Source organism: Microbacterium kribbense (assembly GCF_039537285.1).
Taxonomy (GTDB): domain Bacteria; phylum Actinomycetota; class Actinomycetes; order Actinomycetales; family Microbacteriaceae; genus Microbacterium; species Microbacterium kribbense.
On the sequence record NZ_BAABAF010000001.1, the window covers coordinates 453,103 to 468,556 of the forward strand.

Consider the following 15,454-nt stretch of genomic DNA (forward strand, 5'->3'; position numbering starts at 1 on the left):
CTATGGCCGCCGCGACCGTCACTGAGACCGCCCTGCGGCAGCATGTCTCTGCCTGGCTTGACGCATCAAGTCGTCGGGCGCGCACCTTGCTGGTGCGTGCGCAGCCGAGATGGACCGGCGAGCCGGTCATCCTTGTCGGCAACACGCGCGTACACGTCATCGAAGGGGTGTCGGGGCTGGCGGTCCTCGATGCGATGCGCACGACCCCGCCCGACGATGCCGTGGTGGCGCTTACGCTGCTCGACGAGCGGCAGCTGGGCTCCGCGGTGGTGCTGGACGCGCACCCGCAGAGGGTCACGAACCTGGACGAGTGGAGCGTCGTCCCTGAGCTGTTCGCCGCGCGTGACTCGAATACTTCACGGCACGTGCATGGGCTGGGCCGATGGGTTCCCGGAATGCTCATTGAGCTGCGACCCGAGCGGGGCTATCCATCCGCACCCGGGGGAGTTCTCACGGCCGAACACGTGATGCGCTCACTCATGATGGCGTTGCTCGGCCTGTCACGAATCGAAGACCTCGACCTTGCCACGGCGCTCACGCCTCTCGACGACCCTGGGGTGCGGGCTCGACTGAGGGCTCTGCCTGCCGACGTTCAGGAGATGTTCGTGCGTGCAGCATCCGACGATCTCGGCGCGGACCTTGCTCTCGCGCTCCGTGCGACGCTGCATGCCGGCCATGTCTCCACGATCGCCATCGGCCTGGTCGCGGGAGAACTGTGGGCGACGCGGAACGTGGATGCAGATACTGCGGCAGCCCGGGTCCGCATCGAGCGCTACCTGGGGAGCCAGGTCTCGGCTGCCGCTGCCTTACGCTTCGGTGAAGTCTCGCGGCGCGTTATCGGACGGCTGCTCGCCGACGATCATGGGCGTGAGCTGCTCGAGCAGGCTGATGCGCTGTGCGCAGAATTGGAATGGTCCGCCGGCGTACGGCAGTCCGACATCCTCCTTTCCGGGTTGCACGCCCGTATTCGACGGATGCAGCAGCAGATCACGGAGGCCGTCGCGTCGCCGACTCGGGCGCACGCAGTCACGGTCGACCGTGCGTTCGCCGACATCGCTCGCCATCAGGCCGCATCGACGGTCCCGAGTCTCGTACCGGCGGCGGCAATGGCTATGCGATTGGTGCGGTGGCTGTCTGGCGCAACACCCGTGCCTGCCAACATCTCAGATGCGATCGCCTCGTACATGCGCGACGGAGCGTGGGTCGAGCGGGCATTGGGTGACGTGTGGGATGGGGCACCGACACCTGAGCTGGCCTCCGCCTTCCGCCAACTCGCGCACAGTATCCGGGATGCGCAAGCCGCAGGTGACGCGGCGGCATCTTCGCTGCTACAGCAAGCTGCGGGTGCGCACGCCCCGAAGGGCGTTATTCGTGTCGAAGATCTGCTCACTCAAGTCATCGTTCCACTCAGTGCGCAACACCGGGTGTTGCTCATCGTCCTCGACGGGATGAGTGCGGCAACCGCCATTGAGCTCGCAGCGGACCTGCCTCGGCGTGGCTGGACTGAGCTCGTGCCAGCTGAGTCGCGCCAACGTATCGCGGCGGTCGCAACGCTTCCGACTATCACGGAGTATTCGCGGACGTCGCTGTTTGCCGGTCGCCTGCTTGCCGGCAACCAGCAGACCGAGAAGTCGCGTTTCTCGGCATCCGTCGGCGGAGTGGTCTTTCACAAAGACGACCTTCGTGCGGATGCTGGGCATGCGCTGCCTTCGACGGTTCGGCATGCTATCGCCTCGGTCGATCGCAAGATCGTTGGCGTCGTGCTGAATACGATCGACGACGCGCTGGCCACCGCCGAGGTCGACGCCCTTCGCTGGAAGATGGACACCATCGCTCACCTTGCCGGACTGCTGGACGCGGCGCAGGATGCTGGACGTCTCGTGATTCTGACCTCCGACCACGGTCACATCGTCGAGCGCGGCAGCGAACTGCGCGCGGCCGCCGGCGCGGCCGCAAGGTTCCGCGACCCATCCACAGGACCAGCGAAGGATGACGAAGTCTTGGTCAGTGGGCCGCGTGTGCTTACTCCGTCAGGTAGCGCTGTGCTGGCGGTATCTGATCGTCTGCGATTTGCCGGTAAGAAGGCCGGGTATCACGGCGGCGGGGCGCTCGCCGAACTCACCGTGCCGATCATCGTCGCCAAGCCGAGCGGCGCGTCGGACCCAAGTGGCTGGGCTGAAGCACCGCCGCAAGAACCGGTCTGGTGGAACGAACCGACGCGCGAGGTCGCCATCCAGGACTCGGTGCCGCAGTTGCGCAAGACGCGGACCCGTAAGCGACCGACGCAGTCGGCAGCGGAAGCGGCGCTGTTCGAGCATGTGCCGGAGGACGAGCCGGCCACAGCTGTGTCGGTTGCTGATCTTCTCCTCGCGAGCGATGTGTACCGCGACCGCCGCAGCGCGGGTGGTCGTCATGCGCTCAGCGATGCAGTGCTGCGTGCGGTGATCAGGGCTCTCGTCGATGGGGGTGGTCGCGCTCACCGAGACACCATTGCTGCGGCTGCGGGTGTTGCTTCCAGCTCGCTCAGCGGAGTGCTTGCGTCATTGCGACGGCTGCTGAACGTTGAGGGGTACGCGATCATCGAGGTCGATCCTGACCACGTGACTGTCACACTGAACGAGAAGCTTCTGCGTGAACAGTTTGGAATCAGGAGTCAGTAATGCCCACCGTCAGCCCTCGTCGTCGCCGCGAAATCATTGACGCGTTGCGGCGAGGTACAGTGCCGCAACGAGGGCTCGACGTAATGGCGGTCGGCCTGGACCGGTTTCGGGCGACGCTGGGCGACGAACTGTCTGCGGTGGGCGACGGTGGGGCCGTCTTCAAGGCCGTGCGCGGCGAGTATGGCGCGGGCAAGACCTTCTTCGCGCGCTGGCTGACGGAGACCGCCAAACAGAATGGATTCGCCACGGCGGAGGTGCAGATCTCCGAGACCGAGACGCCGCTGCACAAACTGGAAACCATTTACCGCCGCGTGACTGAGAACCTCGCGACTGAGGCCACACCACCCAGCGCCTTTCGTGAGGTGATCGATGAATGGCTCCGGGTACTGGAAGAGGATGCTGTCGCGGCCGGGGCCAGTGACCTCGACTCCGCAGTGCTTGCAGAGCGCACGCAGGCGCTTCTCGAACAGCGACTCTCTGCCGTGTCTCGTACCGCCCCCGCGTTTGCCGCGGCGCTTCGGGCGTACCACGCGGCTACCATCCGGGGAGATGTCGAGACGGCTGACGGCCTGATCGCGTGGTTGGGCGGCCAGCCACATGTTGCCGCCGGAGTGCGCCGTGCTGCTGGCATTCGTGGCGATCTCGATCACTTCGGTGCGTTTGGGTTCATGCAGGGGCTGCTCGCGGTGTTGCGCGACACCGACTACCGCGGTCTCGTTCTCGTGCTCGATGAAGTCGAGACGCTGCAGCGCGTGCGCAGCGACGTGCGCGAGAAATCGCTGAACGCGCTCCGGCAATTGCTGGATGAGGTCGACGCCGGCCGATTCCCCGGGCTGTATGTGCTCATCACTGGCACCCCGGCGTTCTTCGACGGTACACAAGGCGTGCAGCGTCTCGCGCCGCTGGCGGCTCGACTGAGCGTCGACTTCAGTGAAGATCCGCGGTGGGACAACCCGCGGGCGCCTCAGATCAGGCTTCTTGGGTTCGATAGAGCTGGCCTAATCCAGCTCGGGCAGCGCGTGCGCGACATCTATGCCACCGGCAGCCCTGCGGGAGATCGTATCGGTGCGCTCGCAGGAGACAACTACCTGGCGACACTCGCGTACAGCGTCGCAGGCCGACTCGGTGGGCGGGTCGGCATCGCCCCACGGGTCTACCTTCGCAAGCTGGTCGACATCCTCGACAAGATCGAGCAGTTCGCAGACTACGTACCAGCGGATGCAGCGGGTGTGACGATTGCTGACGGCGAGCTGACGGCGGACGAACGCGCGGCCGCTGGCCACGATATGGATGCGATCCACCTCGATGTCTAGCAACGGCGAGTTCACCCCTGCTCTCGAACACCACATCGCGAACACCCTCGGCTGGTGGGATCTGCGACCCCTGCAACACGCTGCGATCGAGCCCGTGCGCTCCGGAGCGGACTGCCTGCTGATCGCGCCGACCGCCGGCGGAAAAACCGAGGCCGCGGTGTTTCCTCTGCTCTCGCGCATGGTTGACGAGCGCTGGTACGGAATGAGCGTGCTGTATGTTGCCCCACTGAGGGCACTCCTAAACAACCTGCTTCCAAGGCTGGAGATGTACACGGCGTGGCTGGGACGTCGCGTTGCGCTCTGGCATGGGGATGTCGGTAATCCGGCGCGCCGACACATCCTGAGCGACCCTCCCGACATTCTGCTCACTACTCCCGAGTCCCTCGAGGCGATGCTCGTCTCGCGCCGCGTCGAACATCATCTGTTCTTCCGCTCGGTGCGGGCACTTATCGCCGACGAAGTGCACGCCTTCGCCGCGTCCGATCGTGGCTGGCATCTCGTCGCGGTGCTCGAACGTCTGCAACGGTTGAGCGGACAGCGAGTTCAGAGGATCGGTCTGTCCGCAACCTTGGGCAACCCCGAGCAGGTGCTGCGCTGGCTACAAGGATCGAATGCCCAGGCGGGGGCATCCGCTCGCGTCGTCGTTGGGGACGGCCGTGATGCCACCGAACCAGACGTGTCTCTCGACTACGTGGGGTCGATCGACAACGCCGCCATCCTCCTGTCGCAGCTGTTTCGGGGAGAGAAGCGTCTCGTCTTTACCGAGTCGCGCGCGCAGGCGGAGGAGCTAGCCTACGGCCTGCGCGGCGAGGGAGTTGAGACGTTCGTGTCTCACTCGTCGCTCTCAGTCGACGAGCGGCGCCGCAGTGAGCGGGCGTTCGCCGATGGCCGCGACTGTGTGATCGTGGCGACGTCCACCCTCGAACTCGGAATTGACATCGGAGACCTGGACCGGATGATCCAGCTCGATGCGCCGCGATCAGTGTCGTCATTTCTGCAACGGTTGGGGCGCACCGGTCGGCGCGTGGGCACCGTGCGCAATGCGCTGTTCTTGACTACGGACAACGACAGCTTGCTGCGAGCTGCGGGACTGCTGCAACTGTGGGGGACAGGGTTCGTCGAACCGGTCATGCCGCCCCCGTCGCCGCGGCACATCGCCGCCCAGCAGTTGCTCGCGCTCGCGTTGCAGGAGGGGCAATTCGGACGAGAAGCGTGGCAGGAGTGGTGGGCAGGCTCACCGGTGATGGACAGTGCGCCTGAGGTGCTGGACTACCTCGTTGCGGCTGAATTTCTTGCGGCGGACGGCCCGTGGCTCTTTGTCGGACCCCGCGCCGAGCGTGAGTTCGGGCGGCGTCACTTCATTGAACTGCTGTCGACGTTCATCGCTGACCTTGAGATACGTGTACTCGAGGGACGTCGCGAGATTGGGTCGGTCTCGCCGCTTTCGTTGACTACGCCGGTGCTCGACGGGCGAAAGCCGCTGCTGCTCGCGGGGCGTGCATGGACCGTCGAAGCCGTGGACTGGCAGCGGCATACGGTGACCGCATATGAGGACCTGACTAAGGGGCGTGTGCGGTGGTCGTCGCGCGCTATGCCTGAACCGTTCGCGATGGTGCGAGCGCGTCGGGATGTGCTCCTGGGGGTGGATCCGCCGGTGACCATGTCGCAGCGTGCGGTCACTCGACTTGCCGAGGTGCGCGCCGTGCGCCGCCATCAGGTCGCTCGTGAGGCCCTCATACTCGATCGTGGTGAACGGTCGTCGGTCTTGTGGGCATTCGGAGGTCTGAAGGCCCATGAAACGTTGCTGGCGGCCCTACCATCCGAGATCTCTGAGAATGCCTCTGCGGACAACGAGACCATCCGATTCGCGCTCGAGGTGAGCGACAGCGTGTTCGACGGCGTGGAGGTCGAGGGCATCCTGCCCACAGTCGCACCGCAGGCGGTGGATGGGCTGAAGTTCTCGGCGGCGTTGCCGGAGGCGCTGGCGATCGCAACACTCGCAGAGCGACTCGTTGACGAAAACGGCGCTGTCGCGGTCCGTGATTCGCAATTGGTCGTTCGATTCGAGGGGGGGTGACTAAGCTCGCGATTGGAATGGGGTGGGTGCCTGGCGCAAGAACTCCGAACCCTCCGGTGTGGTCTGCCAGTGTCCGGTGCCCTACGGCCGGTAGCGCGGAGAGGTGAAGGTCATGGTCCGCCGAGAGTCACCTCACCCCGCGGCGGGAACTCCGCTTCGGCGGCAACTTGGGCTCGACATGACTCTCGTTGAGCCGCTCTGTTTAATGAGAAGCCGCAGTGGGGACTCGTCCAGGAGGTGTTGGCCCGAGCCGCTTTTCTGGGGCCGGAACGGGCGCGAGAAGTGACCAGAGAGTCGCTATTCGGGAGTCAGTGCCACGGCTGGATCAGAAGCACTGACTCACCAAGGAACTTGGCGTGATCGATTCGAACCGGCTCATGCGGGAAGAAGGACTCCGCATTCTTGTCGTGTATGAATCCGCGAGGATTATATGCTGGAGAGAATACGTCATGGAGCAGCTTATTCCAGTGTTCTTCGTCACCGTACGTGCTTATTGCAAGGTCCTCCAGTTGGGCGCCCCACAGGCTGGTATCCGTCAACGTCCCACGCGCCACGGGAAGCGCTCGTTGGCCATCAAAGCGAAGTCGAAATTGATACCCTGCTGGACGATCTTTGTTCCAGCTCATTGTCAGTAGGAGGTTGGCGTCGTCATCTTGGTTATCGAGGAACGATGCTTGCAGGTTTACGAGGTAGCCTCCGATATTTCGCGGGTCACCCCATCGAATTCCTCGCCAAACATAGGTGACAACCGATCTCCCAACTCGTACGAATGCCATCTTCCCTTCTGGGGCGAGAAGAGCCGGGTAGAAGGCGAGATGTGAAAGCGAAACTACGTCAGAATCGAACTCATTGGACCAGTGCGTCAGATCAACATCGCTGTCCTCGCGTTGGAGGCTCCAATATCCGCCATATTGCCACTTCAAGTTTGCGAGCGTCGGGTACTGGCCCGTGGTGTATAGAGACGTATCTGCAGTCCGACGTATCTCGGCGGGTAGGGATGATTTCGTGGCGCTCGCCAAGTCGCGTTCAAATCGCTGATGGGACATGAGCAAGGTCTGTTTGCCACGATATCTCTTGTGAATGGAATCGTACGCGGCGATGAGAGCATCGGCGGCAACCTTTGCTTGGTCAACTGTGTCCTCGAGCTGGTCCAGGAGCAGCTCTACGAGTTCGAGGTCGACTTTTTCCGCGTTGGCGTACCATCGCCGCAGCGTCTCCAGGAAGGTTGCCGAGATGAGGGGCCTGGGCGGAGCGATGCTCGTCTCGTGGCTGTGTCGCGCATAAGACGTGAAGTTCTGCGAGCCGACGGTCACTGTCGCCTCGTCAACCAGGAGAACCTTCGCATGTAACCGTGGCAGCGACCGCACCTCGACGCCCCTTTTGATCAGTCGTTTGATTGCCAAGAGCTGTGCTCGGTACGTCCGAGTGCCACTTGCGGGCGATATGTCGGTAACGACGGACTGGGCCGAGGAGGGTAGGTTCGTGTTCCGGAACAGGTCGACAGCCAAGCGGTCAAGATACGGCGAATATACTCGAACGGTCAGCTGCGCGGCCTTCACTAACCCCTGCCACGTTGGGTATGCGTCTTTCGCGAGGAACTTAGACTCGTCATCACGTGTCGTCACGTGATGGCCTCCGATCTTTAACGTGCAGGGTGAACGCTCCGGCAGGAGATTAGCTGTCGACCAGCACCTCTGGCCGTTTCCCCACGTACGCGGCGAGCCCCTCGATGTCGGCGTAGATCGTCGCGAAGTGATAGCCGAAGCGGTTCTCGAGTTGGTCGCGGATCTCGGCCTTCGCCTCGGGAGTGATCACGTACGTGAACACCGGCGCTTTGCGGGGCAGGCGATCCTCGCCCACGTGCGTGAGTCGCATCGGGACCGATGAGAAACTCACGCAGTTCGGTCGCAGCCCACATCGACCGCTCCGAGCCGCGCCCGGCATCAATCGCGTCGATCGGCACGCCGTCGAGGATGAATGCCGCGTTCTGAGCGGGGATGCGGCCATGCAACGCCGGCGGACGCCAGATCTTGCGCCCGAACCCGGTGCCCCAGTTTACCTCGCGTCGGGCGCGGTCCTCATGCAGGCGGTGCCAGCGGGGTGTATTGGTGTTCCAGCTCGAGTTCAGCTGCAGCGGTTCCTTCATCGTAAATGCCAGCAGGCGCCCCGGCCGGCGGTCGGCGTTGTCGTCGTGTGCGACGGCGAACCACGCCGCGATCAGCGGGTTGAAGGTGACGTCGAGCAGACGGGTCGGCACGCCGACGTGCTGCATCTGTGCGAACAGCTGCAGCGCCGGAACTCCGTCCAGCCGCCACTCCAGACGGGCCAAGCGCAGCAAGCGCGCCTCGGCCGCGATCAGTTGGTCCTCAGTCGGTAACGCGCCGGTCGCGTCCGCCAGTCTGCGGTACAGGGAACTGTGCAACCCCCAACTCGCATCGACTTGGCCTCGCCAGATTAGCCGCTGATCGGGATGAAGTGAGGTGACCCGGTTCACCTCGTATTGAAAAGACTCCCATCCGTGGATGGTCTCTTGCCACGGCTCGAACAGCTCGTTCGCGTCGACCCCAGACGTCGTCATAGCCACATCCTGGCATGCTGCCGCTGTCAAGGTCGATCCTCACCCCGTGATGCGTTCCACCGCGTCGCGCAGGAACGGCTGCGGCGCACACCCCGGCAGCGTCGCGCGCACGTCCTCCCACGCTTGCGGTAGCGGCACGCCACGGTGCCGCGCGCTGTAGAGCGCGGCCACGGCAGCCGTGCGGCTGCGGGCCTCGAAGCAGTGGATGAACGCGATCTTGTCTTCTGCACGGAGGGCGGCCAAGGCATCCGCCGCCTCGCGCAGGACAATATCGGGTCGGGCGTTGCGATTCGGCCGGTCGACGAGCCAGACCTGCACGCTCTCGCACCGGGCGGGCACCTGCGCCGTGCCCACGCGGCACAGCGACACCACGGCATCCACCTCGTCGGACAGGCATCGGGCGGCGACGCGGCGCCGGCGACGGCCGACAGTGCGCCCTGGAACGCGCGGACGACCCACCCGTTGTGCGCACGGAAATCGCGCGGGTGCGCGGTGGGGGCAAGCGCCTGGTCGATGAGGGGGAGCCAGGGGCCTTTCGTGTCGGCCGCGTTGGGTACAGATTGTCGCTTCGTCTCGCTCGCGCTTCGCGCGGGCTCGCTCAACGACCGGGCGTACGTATCGAGGGCGGCGTGCATGTCGAGCTCGCCGGCGAGGATCGCGTGCCGGATCGCCAGGCATCACAGTGCGCACGCATCGACGTTGTCCTGCTCCCAGTGCGTCAGCTGCGCCACGCGCCCGGCCGCGGCGATCAGCTCGGCGGGGTCGCGGTCGAGATAGCCCAGTGCCACCGGGCCGGTGCGCATCAGCGATCCGTTGCCGGCAGACCGGCCGGTCGCCCGGTGCTGCTGCTCGGTGCGGGAGGTCGTCTCGGCCGCCGTCGTGCTCGCCAGAGACGACAGGATGCCGCGGGTCTGCACGCCGACATCCTTCGCCGTCGCCGACCACTCGCACCAGCGGGCCACGATCTCATCGAGCGCGTCGCTGTCTTCGAGCGCGCGGCCATCGGCCAGAACCCGCAGGATCGGCATCGCCATGCTGGTGTCGTCGGTCCACTCGCCGATCTCGTGGCCGAACACGCCGCGCCCGAACTGCGGCGTGACGTCCTCGGCCAGCGCGGGGCCGAACTCATACTGCGAGCCGAGCGCGTCCCCGGCCGCCGAGGCGAGCACGACGCCGACGGCCCGATCAAGCTGCACGGCGTTCATGCGTGCTCCTCCCGTCGCGGCGCGCTGCCGCTGTTCCAGGTCGCCGCCGGCGCGAGCGAGAGGTGCGTGCCGGCCGGGGCAGGCACCGCGGCCGGCGGGTCGACGCGCACGAAGTGGAACTGCAGCAGCCCGGCGTCGGTGCACGACCCGTCGCAGGTGTACACCGCGTGCGCGGCGCGATGCGCGGGCTGGCTGAGCGGAACGCTCAGCGTTGCGCTCGTGAATGGCTCGCCGTTGTCGGGCAGATCGCCGTACCGCGTGCCGTCGAGTGGTCCGTCGGTCAGTTCGCAGGCGAGCGTCCCCATGATGTGTGTGCTCATCGCATCCTCCCCAAATTTGCGCATATGTGATTTATGACGCCAGTATGCACCGGGGTTCCGACATTGCGCAAGTGTCCGTAAAATAGTGGCCATGGCTCAGCACGTCCACGGTCTCGAGGATTACCCGCGTCCCTCCGTCGCGGTCGACACCGCCGTGCTGACCGTGGCCGAGGGCGCGCTGTGCGTGATGCTGCTGCGCGAGACCGGCAAGGATCCGTGGCGGTTGCCGGGCACGTTCGTGCATCCCGGTGAACGATTGGTGGATGCCGCGACCCGCGCGCTGCGCGAGAAGGCCGGCGTGAGCAGCATCCACCCTCGCCAACTGCACGTGTTCGACGCGCCCGATCGCGACGACCGCGGCTGGGTGATGAGCGTCGCGCACTACGACGTGCTGCCGGCCGCGAGCCTCGCGTCGGACCGGGTGCGCCTGGTGCCGGTCGCCGAGCTGCCGCCGCTGGTCTACGACCATGCCGAGATCGTCGCCTTCGCGGTGGATGCCGTTCGCGGGGCTTACCGCGGTTCGCCGGACCCGTCGCATCTGCTCGAGGAGCCGTTCACGATGCGCGGGCTGCGTCGCCTGCACGAGGCAGTGCTCGGGCGTCGGCTGCTGCCCGACACCTTCCGTCGGGCGATGCTGTCCGGTCTGGCCGCCACGGGCGAGCTGTTCGCCGAGGGGCGCGGCCGGCCGGCGGAGTTGTACCGGCGGGCGTGAGGGCGCAGCTCACTTACATCGTGCAGCGAGGTCTCACGCTCGTCGGCCGTGATTACGCGTCGAGTTCGGTGTTGTATTGGGCCTTGACGAACGACACCAACACGAACGAGACCACGGCGCACTGCACCCGATGTCCGGGGTCGCAGCTAGCGTGAGGCCATGAGCGCACCTGACCTTGACCGGAACGTCATGAGGAGCTTCGAGGCGCTCACCGGTGACACGCACCTAACGGTCGTGTTGGGCGCCGGCGCGTCTGCGCCGTCCGGCCTACCTACGTGGGACGAGTTTGCCATAAGGCTCGCGGTTCGCAGCGGACTCGTCGCCAGCGGCGATGCTGCACGTATGTTGCTCGAGAAGCAGGACCCGACGATCGTCTTGGAAGCGGCTCATGCGAGGTCCGGTGCGAGCTGGGCTGCCTTTCTGAATGAGGCTCTTTACGGTTTGCCACCTCGTGATGCAGAGCCCTCGCCGCTTCACCTTGCGGCGGCGGGCCATTACAGCGCTATGCCCAATTCGACGACGCTGGCCACCCTGAATTTTGATGACCTGCTCGAGACGGCGGCGCTGAGCAATGGCGCGCCGCTGGTCGTGATGGACACTGAGGGTCCAGCGTGCCCACTGTTCATCACCTTCATGGAGCGGTGTACGACGGCAACGAATATTCCGCTGTCGTCGGTTACAACGACTTCGCGGAACTCGTCGCCGACCCTCATGCGTGGCAGCGAAATTTCTTGTCGCAGGCACTCGCGCGTGGCCCGCTACTCCTTGCGGGTACGTCATATCGTGATCCAGATATACGTCATTGGCTGCATCTGATCATGCGCGATGACAAGCCGCGATTTCCTGCGCTTGTCACGATCGTTCGCGAGGGCCTCGGTCTCGATCGCGACACCTTCAAGGCGATCGACGACGCGCTTGCCTCGGAGTGGGAATCGATCGGGATGCGGGCGCTGAAGTTGCACGACCTCGCTGATGTTGCACTCGTCATCCGTGAGTTGAGGTATGCAGGAAATGGCACCTACCTTTCTCCGTCGGAGCGGGTTCGTCGTGTCTGGGATGCGCACACGAAGCATTTTCGAACGCTTCAGCGCCGCTATGTCGCGCAGCTCCAAGCAGATGTAGATGTTCTCGCCAGAGACCTCGGGAGCACCGTTCATCGAGCCACCCTTTGGTTGGCGAATGCGCGAGGCAAGCTTGCGCGGTGGGCATCGGAAGGTGCGCTCTACGCTGGTGCGCGGCAGCTGAAGCTGGTGCCTACCGGGCACGACAGCCCTTGGATCGCGGGCGAGGCGATCGGGTCCGAGGAAGTCAAGATCAAAGATGTGAAGCGCACGCCAGGCGTCCACCCCACTTGGAGATCCGTTCTCGCGATTCCCATTTTCGCTGGCGATGGAAGTCATCCCGACTTCGCGGCGGGAGTGCTCACCTTTGGACTCTCCAAAACCTCATCTACCCTCTTGGCTCGTCAAGACGAGTGGCACCAGGCCGCCTCGGCATTGAGCGCGGCTTGGGGAACACGTATCAGTGAGGTCGCGTTCTCAACATGAGACAACTAGCCTAAGGAAGAGAAGTAGGAGGCATCCATGGCAGCTAAGGAAGCCGGAGCGACACGCAACGCGAGGACTGGCTCTTACACCGTGCGGGTTCCGAAGAGTGCCAGCACAGGCAAGTTCGTATCGGAGTCCAGAGTCAGCGGCCGCATTGAAGTCCGCGGCTCGTCGACGACCAAGAAGAACTCCTGAGGGGCGGGCGCACCCTTATCACTTGGGGTGTGACCCCCGGCGTCCACAAGTCGAGGCACGTGGTCCCGGAGGAAGGCGAGGATGTCGTCGGCCGACGATTGCCGGCGCCGCATCACAGGCGCGCGGCATCCATCCGTTGAATCAAAGCCGGGCGGCGCTTGTACCGGTCACGCAGCTCGGCGAGGTACTCGGTGGCGAACTCGGGGCGTCCGGCATCGAGGGCCGCCTTCTTCAGCGCCTTCATGCGCCTCACCGCGTCGGGGTACACCCGCGTGTTCGCTTCGACGAGCCGGTCGTCGATGAGCTGCGCCATCACCGGAAGCACCGCCACCGGGTCGATCTTCGCGTAGCGGGTGACCAGTTCGTCCCATTGGCCGGCGAGCAGCGACCGCCCTCCGCTGCGTGCAGGGCCTCATGCCACGAACGCTCGACGTCGCCGTCGTCGAGCAGGTACGTGGTCAACTCCCACGCCCGCTCGCGCAGCCGTGCGATCGCCGCCTCGCGATTGAGGCGCCACGCGTCGCTGGCCGCGACCTGCCAGGCACGGGCGTTCGCGGCAGTCGGCCAGCGCTCGAACACCTCGAACGCGGCGGCTGCGGCATCCTCTGTTCCTGCCTGCATGACCAGCTCGACCCAGAGCTCGCCGCATTCCTGTTGTTGGAAGTCGCCGCCGTCCAGGCGCATGCCCTCGTGCGCGACATCGATTGCGCGATCGATGAAGCCCGCGTCGGTCAACGCCTTCGCGGCGGCGGCGCGCAGGGGCGCCCGCGGCAGGTCGCCGCCATGCGTGCGCACGATCGCCTCTTCGTCTTCGCGCAGCACGGCGAGCCGCTGCAGGTTGTACCGCAACGCGTGCCGTGCATGCCACTCGTCATCGTGGGTGAAAGCAAGCTCAGGACTTTCGGTGAAGGACGACAGATCGGCACGGCGCATGTCGAGCTGCGCCTCGAAGCGGGCGAGACCGCGCTCGCCGAGCGCCTCTTCATAGTCGGCCACATCGATCGAGAAGTACCCGCCGATCTCGCCGAACTGCTGCTTCTGGATCCACGACGACAGGCTCGCCGGCGTCGGCGGCTCTTGCGCGCAGAGTTCGGCATGCAGATTCAGCAGGTCGTGGATGACGAGCTGGATGCTGCCGTTCGAATCATCCGCGCGCATGAGCACCCGGAACGTGCTCGCGATCGCGTTGCGCACGACGGGAATCACACCCGCGGCGCCGTAATCGTCGGCCATGTCAGCCAGCAGGGGCACTGTCTGCTCGGCTTCGAAGGCGAACTCGTCGGCTTCGCGGGTCCACATATCGCGGCGGTTCGTGCGGAACGAGGCGAGGACATTCGGGATGTCGTGGGCAAGCGTCATCGTTCCAGCATGACAGGGCGCCGGGGCGGTGTGATGCCCCCTGCGAAGCTCAGTCTTTCCCGGGCTCGCCGCTCTCTGCCGCATCGGCGGCGGGGGGTTCGTGTTCCGCCGCCTGCGCGGCCTCGGCCTGCTGCCGCGCCTTCGCCACGTCTGCCGGCACTCCGGGATATCCCGCACCCCAACCGCTCATCGTGCAACCTCGCCTTCGGGTCCGGGCGACTCGACACCGAGCGCCCACGCCGCTGTGGAGCATCCTCACGACAGAGGGGCATCCCGCCCGCGCACGGCCAGTATACGGTGGCAGAGCGCGCGAAAGCCAGGATTTCGAGCACATTCAGTGCAATCGTTAGCGGAGCGTTGTTCGCTGTGAATCTCGCAATGTCGCGCAGGGAATCTGACGACATTCAACGCAACTTATGCAACTTCACTGCAACTGTTCGCTACTCTGGAGACGTGGCTAAACGGGTGACGATCGCAGACGTGGCAGCGCGGGCCGGCGTGCACAAGGCGACGGTGTCGCGCGCCCTGAACAAGATGACCGAGCATCAAGTCAACCAGGCCACCGCCCGGCGGGTGCGCAAGGCGGCCCAAGAGCTCGGCTATGTCGCCAACGCCGTCGCCCGAGGGCTGCGCACCAACTCGTCGATGACGATCGGCGTGATCATCCCCGACCTCACCAACCCGCTCTTTCCCCCGATGGTGCGCGGCATCGAGCACTACCTCGCGCCGCACGGCTACACGGCCCTCATTGCGAACACCGACGGCGACGACGATCTGGAACGTGCCGCGTTCGACTCGCTGTCGGGCCGCCGCGTCGACGGGTTCATCATCGCGACCGGCCGGATGCATCACGAGCTGATCGCCGACGCGTACCGCCGCGGCGTGCACGTGGTCATGCTCAACCGCGGCACCACCGACGTGCCCTACTCCCTCGTCACCGGAAGCGACGCCGCGGGTGTCACCGCCGCCGTCGACCACCTGGTCGGGCTCGGGCATCGCGACCTGGTGCACCTGGCGGGGCCCAAGGACTTCACCACCAGCACGGTGCGCTCGGGTGCGTTCCTCGCCGCCGTCGGCCGGCACGCCGGGGTCACCGGGCGGCTCGTGCCCACCCCGGCGCTGACCATCGATGCGGGGCTGGCGTGCATGGACGAACTGCTGCGGCACGGCGACGCGCCCACGGCGGTGGTGGCCGGCAACGACATGCTCGCCGTCGGCGTGCTGCGCGCGCTGCGCCAGCACGGGTTGCGCTGCCCCGACGACGTCTCGGTCGTCGGGTTCAACGGCATGGACTCCACCGAAGACCTCAACCCGCCGCTGACGACGGTGCAGGTGCCGCACTTCGAGATGGGCACCGAGGCCGCCCGGCTGCTGCTGGATGACATCGCCAGCGACGAGCAGCGCAGCGTGACGGTGAGCCTGCCGGCGACCCTCATCATCCGGGAATCCACGGCCGCGCCACGCCGTGCCGCACTCGTGGCCTGACGC

General features: G+C 65.5%; 13 protein-coding genes. 6 read left to right on the top strand and 7 right to left on the bottom strand.

Annotated features, from left to right (window positions below):
- Positions 1 to 2: 2 nt before the first annotated feature.
- Genes pglZ through ABD705_RS02065 form a run of 3 tightly spaced genes read left to right on the top strand, consistent with a single transcriptional unit; the run spans position 3 to position 6,050 of the window.
- A complete protein-coding gene (pglZ, locus tag ABD705_RS02055) occupies positions 3 to 2,660 on the top strand; it encodes a BREX-2 system phosphatase PglZ (RefSeq protein ID WP_344779994.1) in 2,658 nt (885 codons plus the stop codon).
- Positions 2,660 to 3,973, top strand: coding sequence for a BREX system ATP-binding protein BrxD (gene brxD / locus ABD705_RS02060; RefSeq protein ID WP_344779996.1), 1,314 nt, complete (start codon positions 2,660 to 2,662; stop codon positions 3,971 to 3,973). The genes pglZ and brxD overlap by 1 nt, the downstream gene beginning before the upstream one ends.
- Positions 3,966 to 6,050 carry a DEAD/DEAH box helicase gene (locus ABD705_RS02065; RefSeq protein ID WP_344779998.1) on the top strand — a complete coding sequence of 695 codons (2,085 nt, stop codon included), beginning with the start codon at positions 3,966 to 3,968 and terminating at the stop codon, positions 6,048 to 6,050. Before brxD ends, ABD705_RS02065 begins: the two co-directional genes overlap by 8 nt.
- Positions 6,051 to 6,358: 308 nt before the next feature.
- Here ABD705_RS02065 and ABD705_RS02070 read toward each other — a convergent pair whose 3' ends face one another.
- From ABD705_RS02070 to ABD705_RS02090, 5 genes are all read right to left on the bottom strand, one after another.
- Entirely contained in the window at positions 6,359 to 7,675 is a 1,317-nt protein-coding gene (locus ABD705_RS02070; protein WP_344780000.1) for a phospholipase D-like domain-containing protein, read from the bottom strand.
- 17 nt (positions 7,676 to 7,692) lie between these two features.
- Positions 7,693 to 8,628, bottom strand: a complete 936-nt coding sequence (locus ABD705_RS02075) for an FRG domain-containing protein (protein ID WP_344780003.1) — start codon at positions 8,626 to 8,628, stop codon at positions 7,693 to 7,695.
- Between the two features lie 39 nt (positions 8,629 to 8,667).
- Positions 8,668 to 9,009 (bottom strand): protein-tyrosine phosphatase family protein, encoded by a 342-nt coding sequence (locus tag ABD705_RS02080; protein WP_344780005.1) that lies wholly within the window; start codon positions 9,007 to 9,009, stop codon positions 8,668 to 8,670.
- A 296-nt stretch (positions 9,010 to 9,305) separates the two neighbouring features.
- Complete coding sequence (locus tag ABD705_RS02085; protein ID WP_344780007.1) at positions 9,306 to 9,833, bottom strand: ADP-ribosylglycohydrolase family protein; 528 nt, start codon at positions 9,831 to 9,833, stop codon at positions 9,306 to 9,308.
- Positions 9,830 to 10,153, bottom strand: a complete 324-nt coding sequence (locus ABD705_RS02090) for a hypothetical protein (protein WP_344780009.1) — start codon at positions 10,151 to 10,153, stop codon at positions 9,830 to 9,832. The genes ABD705_RS02085 and ABD705_RS02090 overlap by 4 nt, the downstream gene beginning before the upstream one ends.
- Positions 10,154 to 10,244: 91 nt before the next feature.
- Here ABD705_RS02090 and ABD705_RS02095 point away from each other — a divergent pair, with 91 nt between their 5' ends.
- A complete protein-coding gene (locus tag ABD705_RS02095) occupies positions 10,245 to 10,865 on the top strand; it encodes an NUDIX hydrolase (RefSeq protein WP_344780011.1) in 621 nt (206 codons plus the stop codon).
- A 641-nt stretch (positions 10,866 to 11,506) separates the two neighbouring features.
- A complete protein-coding gene (locus ABD705_RS02100; RefSeq protein ID WP_344780013.1) occupies positions 11,507 to 12,412 on the top strand; it encodes an SIR2 family protein in 906 nt (301 codons plus the stop codon).
- Between the two features lie 307 nt (positions 12,413 to 12,719).
- Here the strand turns inward: ABD705_RS02100 and ABD705_RS02105 are convergent, their stop codons facing one another.
- Complete coding sequence (locus tag ABD705_RS02105) at positions 12,720 to 12,938, bottom strand: hypothetical protein (RefSeq protein ID WP_344780015.1); 219 nt, start codon at positions 12,936 to 12,938, stop codon at positions 12,720 to 12,722.
- Complete coding sequence (locus ABD705_RS02110; protein ID WP_344780017.1) at positions 12,920 to 13,966, bottom strand: DUF6880 family protein; 1,047 nt, start codon at positions 13,964 to 13,966, stop codon at positions 12,920 to 12,922. The genes ABD705_RS02105 and ABD705_RS02110 overlap by 19 nt, the downstream gene beginning before the upstream one ends.
- 453 nt (positions 13,967 to 14,419) lie before the next feature.
- Here ABD705_RS02110 and ABD705_RS02115 point away from each other — a divergent pair, with 453 nt between their 5' ends.
- Positions 14,420 to 15,451 carry a LacI family DNA-binding transcriptional regulator gene (locus tag ABD705_RS02115; protein WP_344780019.1) on the top strand — a complete coding sequence of 344 codons (1,032 nt, stop codon included), beginning with the start codon at positions 14,420 to 14,422 and terminating at the stop codon, positions 15,449 to 15,451.
- Positions 15,452 to 15,454: the final 3 nt, after the last annotated feature.

Coding starts and splice junctions, on each gene's coding strand:
- ABD705_RS02085 (WP_344780007.1), bottom strand. CDS start 9,833: ATGAACGCCGTGCAGCTTGATCGGGCCGTCGGCGTCGTGCTCGCCTCG.
- pglZ (WP_344779994.1), top strand. CDS start 3: ATGGCCGCCGCGACCGTCACTGAGACCGCCCTGCGGCAGCATGTCTCT.
- ABD705_RS02075 (WP_344780003.1), bottom strand. CDS start 8,628: ATGACGACGTCTGGGGTCGACGCGAACGAGCTGTTCGAGCCGTGGCAA.
- ABD705_RS02110 (WP_344780017.1), bottom strand. CDS start 13,966: ATGACGCTTGCCCACGACATCCCGAATGTCCTCGCCTCGTTCCGCACG.
- brxD (WP_344779996.1), top strand. CDS start 2,660: ATGCCCACCGTCAGCCCTCGTCGTCGCCGCGAAATCATTGACGCGTTG.
- ABD705_RS02095 (WP_344780011.1), top strand. CDS start 10,245: ATGGCTCAGCACGTCCACGGTCTCGAGGATTACCCGCGTCCCTCCGTC.
- ABD705_RS02065 (WP_344779998.1), top strand. CDS start 3,966: ATGTCTAGCAACGGCGAGTTCACCCCTGCTCTCGAACACCACATCGCG.
- ABD705_RS02090 (WP_344780009.1), bottom strand. CDS start 10,153: ATGAGCACACACATCATGGGGACGCTCGCCTGCGAACTGACCGACGGA.